The 6,866-nt window shown below is 55.5% G+C and carries 6 protein-coding genes; all 6 read left to right on the top strand.

The window, feature by feature from the left end; genetic code table 11:
• The first annotated feature begins 465 nt into the window (after nt 1-465).
• Genes AUQ43_RS18675 through AUQ43_RS18650 form a run of 6 tightly spaced genes read left to right on the top strand, consistent with a single transcriptional unit; the run spans nt 466 to nt 6,766 of the window.
• Nucleotides 466-2,055 (top strand): ABC transporter substrate-binding protein, encoded by a 1,590-nt coding sequence (locus AUQ43_RS18675; protein ID WP_062957815.1) that lies wholly within the window; start codon nt 466-468, stop codon nt 2,053-2,055.
• Nucleotides 2,056-2,081: 26 nt separating this feature from the next.
• A complete protein-coding gene (locus AUQ43_RS18670; RefSeq protein WP_084272166.1) occupies nt 2,082-3,149 on the top strand; it encodes an ABC transporter permease in 1,068 nt (355 codons plus the stop codon).
• A gap of 2 nt (nt 3,150-3,151) precedes the next feature.
• A complete protein-coding gene (gene nikC, locus AUQ43_RS18665; RefSeq protein ID WP_062957814.1) occupies nt 3,152-4,084 on the top strand; it encodes a nickel transporter permease in 933 nt (310 codons plus the stop codon).
• Between the two features lie 2 nt (nt 4,085-4,086).
• Entirely contained in the window at nt 4,087-4,929 is an 843-nt protein-coding gene (locus AUQ43_RS18660; protein ID WP_062957813.1) for an ABC transporter ATP-binding protein, read from the top strand.
• Between the two features lie 11 nt (nt 4,930-4,940).
• Nucleotides 4,941-5,705: an ABC transporter ATP-binding protein gene (locus AUQ43_RS18655; RefSeq protein ID WP_062957812.1), complete on the top strand. Its 765-nt coding sequence runs from the start codon at nt 4,941-4,943 to the stop codon at nt 5,703-5,705.
• A gap of 11 nt (nt 5,706-5,716) precedes the next feature.
• Nucleotides 5,717-6,766: a dipeptidase gene (locus AUQ43_RS18650; protein ID WP_062957811.1), complete on the top strand. Its 1,050-nt coding sequence runs from the start codon at nt 5,717-5,719 to the stop codon at nt 6,764-6,766.
• Nucleotides 6,767-6,866: the final 100 nt, after the last annotated feature.

Below are 6,866 nucleotides of genomic sequence, written 5' to 3'. Positions count from 1 at the left end.
GCGCCGGCCTGTCACGCCGGAGGCCGCGAGTTCAAGTCTCGTCACTCGCGCCATTCCCTCCCTGATTGGGAATGACGTACAAAAAAAGCGCCACGGTTTTTCCGCTGGCGCTTTTTTGTTTCTCACCCTGATTTTCCGGTAACGACATCGCCATAGCCGCCGGGGTGAAGCAATGAACGCATCACACAACCGCAAATCAACAGTTTGGCCGCAGATTCTGTCTTTTGAACATTTAGACAGCAATCCTGACCGACTGGTCATTGATTAATCGTATAAATTATGCTCAGCTTCACAGGCACTAAGCGAACACCTGCAGGCCGCCCCACAAATTTTCGGGCCTGAAGGCGTCGACCGAACCCCGGATAGCTACAAGCCTGACCCTGTCTTCTTTTGGCCAATCCAATCGATCGCCTATCAGCCCGCCCAGTGGCCTGCAGTCCCACAACAACAAACGGGAGGCGCATCATGCGCAAATTTATCGCAGGGCTGGTCATGGGGACCGCGCTCGCTACCGCACCTATGATGGCGCAGGCGGAAACGCCGAAAAATGCCCTTGTCATGGCGTTTGCCATTGATGACATCATCACGCTGGATCCGGCTCAAATTTTCGAGTTTTCGGGTGCTGAATATGCCGGGAACACCTATGACCGCCTGATCGGTTTCGACAATGACGACGTGTCGAAGATCTATGGTGTCGTTGCCGAAAGCTGGGACGTCTCGGAAGACGGCAAGACCTTTACCTTCAAAATCCGCGACGGTATCGAATTCGCGTCGGGCAATGACCTGACCGCCGAAGACGCCGCCTTCTCCTTGCAGCGTGTGATCCTGCTGGATCAGTCGCCGGCCTTTATCCTCGGCCAGTTCGGTTTCACCGCCGAAAACGTCAAGGAAAAGATCTATGCCAAGGACGATTCCACCCTCGTCATGGAAGTCGACAAACCTTACGCACCGAGCTTCGTGCTTTACTGCCTGACCGCAGGCGTTGGTGCGGTTGTCGACAAGGAAGAAGTCCTTGCCCACGAGGTCGACGGTGACCTTGGTCATGAATGGCTCAAAACCAACTATGCCGGTTCCGGCCCGTTCAAGCTGAACAAATGGACTGCAGGTGAAAGCCTGAGCCTGACCGCCAACGAAGATTACTGGGACGGCGCGCCGGCAATGAAGCGCGTCATCATTCAGAGCGTCAAGGAAGCCGCAGCTCAGCAGCTTCTGCTTGAAAAAGGCGATATCGACATCGCCCGTAACCTCGAAGCCGATCAGCTGGCCGCCATTTCCGACAATGACGACATCAAGCTGCTTTCCAAAGGCAAAGGCGCGCTCTGGTATCTCGGTCTGTCACAGAAAAATGAATATCTGTCGAACCCGAAAGTCCGCGAAGCCCTGAAATACCTTGTCGATTACAAGGGCATTTCCGAAACCATCCTGGCTGGTCGTTCGCAGATCCATCAGGCATTCCTGCCAGAAGGTTTCCTTGGTGCCTATAACGAGAACCCCTACTCGCTTGATATCGAGAAAGCCAAAGTTCTTCTGGCCGAGGCCGGTTACCCGGACGGTTTCAGCGTGACCATGGATACGCGTAACACCACCTCGATCATGGCAATGGCACAGTCGATTCAGGCAACCTGGGCACAGGCTGGCATCAATCTGGAAATCATTCCGGGCGATGGCAAACAGACCCTGACCAAGTACCGCGCACGTCAGCACGATATCTATATCGGTCGCTGGGGCCCGGACTATCAGGATCCGCACACCAACGCATCGACCTTCGCGTGGAACCCGGATAACTCGGCTGATGCCGATGCCAAGCCGCTTGCATGGCGTAACTCCTGGGATGCCGGTGATCTGACGGCTAAAACCGATGCCGCCACCCTTGAGCGCGACGATGCCAAACGTGCAGCGATGTATGTCGATCTTCAGAAAGAAGTTCTGGAAAACGGTCCGTTCGTGATCATGTTCCAGGAAACCGAGATCGCATCCATGCGCGGCAATGTGAACAACTTCGTCCTCGGACCGTCATTCGATAACAACTATTATCGTTACGTCACCAAAGACTAATCTCGACGAAGGAGACAACGGTCGTAATGTCCGCTGTTAATCGCAATAAACGGGACGGGCGCAACCGCGCCCGTTTCGCTTCCGGCCACGCGGCAACTGTCCTGCGGCTGGTATTTTCACTCGCCATTACATTCTTTGGCCTGCTGCTTGTCACCTTCCTGATCGGTCGTGTTTTGCCGATTGATCCGGTTCTGGCCGCGGTTGGTGACCGTGCTCCGCAAGCGGTCTATGACCGCGTGCGCGAGGAAATGGGTCTTAACCTGCCGCTTTGGCAGCAATTCTTTATCTATATTTCCAATGTCCTGCAGGGCAATTTTGGTCAGTCGGTGCTGACATCGAATTCCGTGCTTGATGATATCAAGCGCGTGTTTCCGGCAACGCTTGAACTGGCAACCCTTGCAACCATTATCGGTGTATTGCTTGGCATCCCTGCTGGCGTGTTTGCCGCCATCAACAAGGGCAAATGGCCTGATCACGTCGTTCGCGTGATTGGTCTTGCCGGGTATTCGATGCCGATCTTCTGGCTGGGTCTGATGGGGCTTCTGGTGTTTTACATGAAGCTTGACTGGGTCGCTGGTCCGGGACGCCTTGATTCGTTCTATGTCGATTTCATCGAACCGACGACCGGTCTGATGCTGGTTGATACCCTGATCGAAGGCGACATGGATCTGTTCTGGAATGCGGTCTCGCACATTATCTTGCCCGCCTCGATCCTGGCCTATTTCTCTTTGGCCTATATCGCGCGCATGACACGGTCCTTCATGCTCGAACAGCTGAGTCAGGAATACATCCTGACCGCCCGGGTCAAAGGCATTTCCGAACACCGCATCATCTGGCGTCATGCCCTTGGCAATGTCATGGTGCCGCTGGTGACCGTGATTGCGCTTTCCTATGCCAACCTGCTCGAAGGATCGGTGCTGACCGAAATCATCTTCGCATGGCCGGGCCTTGGTCTTTACATCACCAACTCATTGCTCAATGCCGATATGAACGCAGTTCTTGGTGGCACGATTGTTGTGGGTGCGGTCTTTATCGGCGTGAACATGCTTTCTGACGTGCTCTACCGCCTGCTCGACCCCAGAGCGCGGAGATAACCATGACAACACAGACAAATACTTCGCAAACACCGCCAACCGGCCTGAAACAATGGCTGACATCCGACACGCCAAAATCACGTTGGCAGGCCAAATGTGGCCGCGCATGGCTGGGCTGGATCAAGTTCACCGAAAACCGTCTTGCCATGATCGGACTTTCGATTGTCATCGGCCTTATTCTGGTAACGATCTTTGCCCCGCTTCTGGCACCGTATGACCCCTTGGCAGCTGATCTTACCAACCGTATTCAACCGCCCAGCGCCGAACACTGGTTCGGTACGGATCAATTGGGCCGCGACATCCTGTCGCGTCTGATCTATGGCGCGCAATATACGCTTCTGATTGTGGCACTTGTTGCCATTACCGCGGCCCCGCTTGGTCTTCTGGTCGGCACGGCTGCGGGCTATTTCGGGGGCTGGGTTGATGCCACATTGATGCGCATCACCGATATCTTTCTGGCCTTCCCGAAACTGATCCTGGCACTGGCATTCGTCTCGGCGCTTGGACCGGGGTTGGAAAACGCCATTCTTGCCATCGCAATTACCGCATGGCCGCCCTATGCCCGTATCGCGCGTGCAGAAACCATTACGGTGCGCAAATCAGACTTCATCGAAGCGGCACGTCTTCAGGGTGCATCAAACATGGGCCTGATTTCCGGTCATATCATGCCGATGTGCATCAGCTCGCTCGTCGTGCGTGTCACGCTTGATATGGCGGGCATGATCCTGATTGCTGCTGGTCTTGGCTTCCTCGGCCTTGGTGCACAGCCGCCGATGCCTGAATGGGGCGCGATGGTTTCCGATGGTCGTCAGTTCCTGCTTGAACAATGGTGGGTGGCCACGGTTCCGGGTCTTGCCATCTTCATCGTCAGCCTTGGCTTCAACCTTCTGGGTGATGGCCTGCGTGATGTTCTTGACCCGCGTGGAGGCGATTGATCATGTCCAGTGAAACCCTTCTGTCGGTCAAAAACCTCGAAGTCACCTTCAACACGCCCAAGGGCGATGTCCATGCCGTGCGTGGTGTGTCGTTCGACCTTGGCCGTGAACGGCTTGGTATCGTTGGCGAATCCGGGTCTGGCAAATCCCAGACCGGGCGCGCCATTCTTGGCCTGACTGCGGCCAACGGCAAGATCACCGCCGATCAGCTGAAATTTCATGATGTCGATCTGGCAAACCTTACGCCCAAACAATGGCGCAAGGTGCGCGGTGCGCGCATTTCCATGATCATGCAGGACCCGAAATACTCACTGAACCCTGTCATGACCATTGGCGATCAGATCATCGAGGCCTACCGCGAACACCACAAGGTGAATGCCAAGGAAGCCCGCCACCGCGCGATTGATATGCTTGATGCGGTTAAAATCCGTGATCCGGAGCGCGTGTTTAACTCCTACCCGCACGAAGTATCCGGCGGTATGGGACAGCGCGTCATGATCGCCATGATGCTGATCCCCGATCCTGAACTGATCATTGCCGATGAACCGACATCGGCCCTTGATGTCACCGTGCAGCTTCAGGTGATGGCGATCCTTGATGATCTGGTGCGCGATCGGGGCATGGCGCTGATTTTCATCAGCCACGACCTGCAACTGGTTTCAAGCTTCTGCGACCGTGTGCTGGTGATGTATCAGGGTCACGTGGTCGAGGAAATCAAGGCATCCGCCCTGCACGAAGCCAAACACCCCTACACCAAGGGGCTTTTGAACTGCTTGCCGAAAATGGATGGCGATCATTCTGATCTGCCGATCCTTGAACGCGAAGCAAGCTGGGCCGAAGGGTAAGGGGTAGTTACATGATTGAAATCAACAAACTCAATGCCTGGTTTGACGACAACCACGTTCTCAAGGATGTCGACATCAAGGTCCCGAAGAACGGCTCTTTCGGTTTGGTCGGTGAATCGGGTTCGGGCAAATCAACGGTGCTGCGCACCATCACCGGTCTGGTCGATGACTGGGAAGGCCAGATCCTTGTCAATAACAAGGAACTTGGTCCCACGCGCGACAAGACATTCTATCGCCTTGCGCAAATGGTGTTTCAGGACCCGTTCGGGTCGCTGCATCCGCGCCACACCATCGACCGCATCCTGACCGAACCGGTCAATATCCACGGGCTTGGCGATTCCGATATCCGCGTGGTGCAGGCCCTTGATCAGGTCGGGCTCGATAACTCGTTCCGCTTCCGCTATCCCCATCAGCTTTCCGGTGGGCAGCGCCAGCGTGTCGCGATTGCCCGCGCCCTGATCCTTGAACCCAAGATCCTGTTGCTCGATGAACCGACCTCGGCCCTTGATGTATCCATTCAGGCCGAAGTCCTTAATCTTCTGTCACGCTTGCGCCGGGAACTTGGCCTGACCTACATTATGGTCAGTCACGACCTCGCCGTGGTGGCCCATATGTGCGACGATATCGCCATCATGAACCATGGCCGCATCGTCGAACGCGCCACGGCCAGCCAACTGGCAGATGGCAGACTTGAACACCCCTATTCCCAACAGCTTTACAAGGCTGCTGGCGGCTATGACCGCGCTGTCATCGACAGCTTTGTTGACTGGGACTGACCGGAGAAACCATGACTTCTGCCACCACACTAAGCTTCGCAACGCCCTTCGCCCCCGCCGACAGCAAACTTGCGAACTACAAGCGACAACACATCCCCGCATTCACCTGGGATGCCCATGCCTGCCTGCCGCTTGATGAAAAGACGCCGATAGACCTGCTTGATACCTATGTCGCCGGTCATATCGACTATGTCTGCGTCAATGTCGGCATGGATATGAACAGCATTGCCCATATCCTGCGCGTGATCGCCGCCTTCCGCGCCAAGATCGCCGCCCACCCCGACAAATACATGCAGATCGAAAGTTTCGAGGATCTGGCGATTGCCAAATCCAAGGGGCTGCTCGGCGTCGGGTTTGATCTGGAAGGCTCTGTCATGCTTCAGGACATGCCAGAAATGGTGCCGGTCTTTGCCAAGCTTGGCGTCAAGCAGATCCACTTTGCCTATAACCGCAACAATTCGGTCTCCGGGGGCTGTCATGATGTCGATATCCCGCTGACCGATCTTGGTGTCGAGATGGTCAAGGCTGTGAATAATAGCGGCATGATCATGGATTGCTCCCACACCGGGCGGCAAAGCTCGCTTGATATCATGCGGGTATCTTCCAAGCCGGTCGTTTTCAGCCACGCCAATCCCAGGGAACTGGGGGGTCATGAACGCTGCATCGATGATGAACAGATCAAGGCGTGCGCCGATACCGGTGGTGTGATCGGCATTTGCGGCTTCCAGCGTTTCATTAAATCCAAAAACGCACCGGAAGTCCCCGACATGATCCGCCATATCAAATATGCGGTTGATCTGGTCGGGGTTGATCACGTTGGCATCGGGCTTGATACCATGCCCTCCGTCGCCGGGACCAATGACTTCCCGGACGGGGTGGACAAGGACTTCTATTGGCCCGCAGCCAGTGGCTATGGCCCTGCGGCCGGTGGGGCTGCGGTGTTCGACCCGCGCAAACTCCCTGCCCTTGCAGATGCCCTGATTTCGACCGGTTATTCAGCCGATGACGTCGATAAAATCATGGGCCAAAACTTCATCCGCGTTGCCAAGGAAAGCTGGTAGAAATCTGCCACCAAACCTGCCCGCGCGACAAAATGCTTCCGCTATATTCCGCCAATTGCGCCGCAAAGGTCGCCCGTGGTAGGATAAAGTAGGAACACAC

It is taken from the genome of Thalassospira sp. MCCC 1A01148, assembly GCF_001613795.1.
Lineage (GTDB): Bacteria > Pseudomonadota > Alphaproteobacteria > Rhodospirillales > Thalassospiraceae > Thalassospira.
The sequence above is the reverse complement of the archived record's forward strand: the minus strand, read 5'-3'. Positions and strand labels throughout refer to the sequence as shown.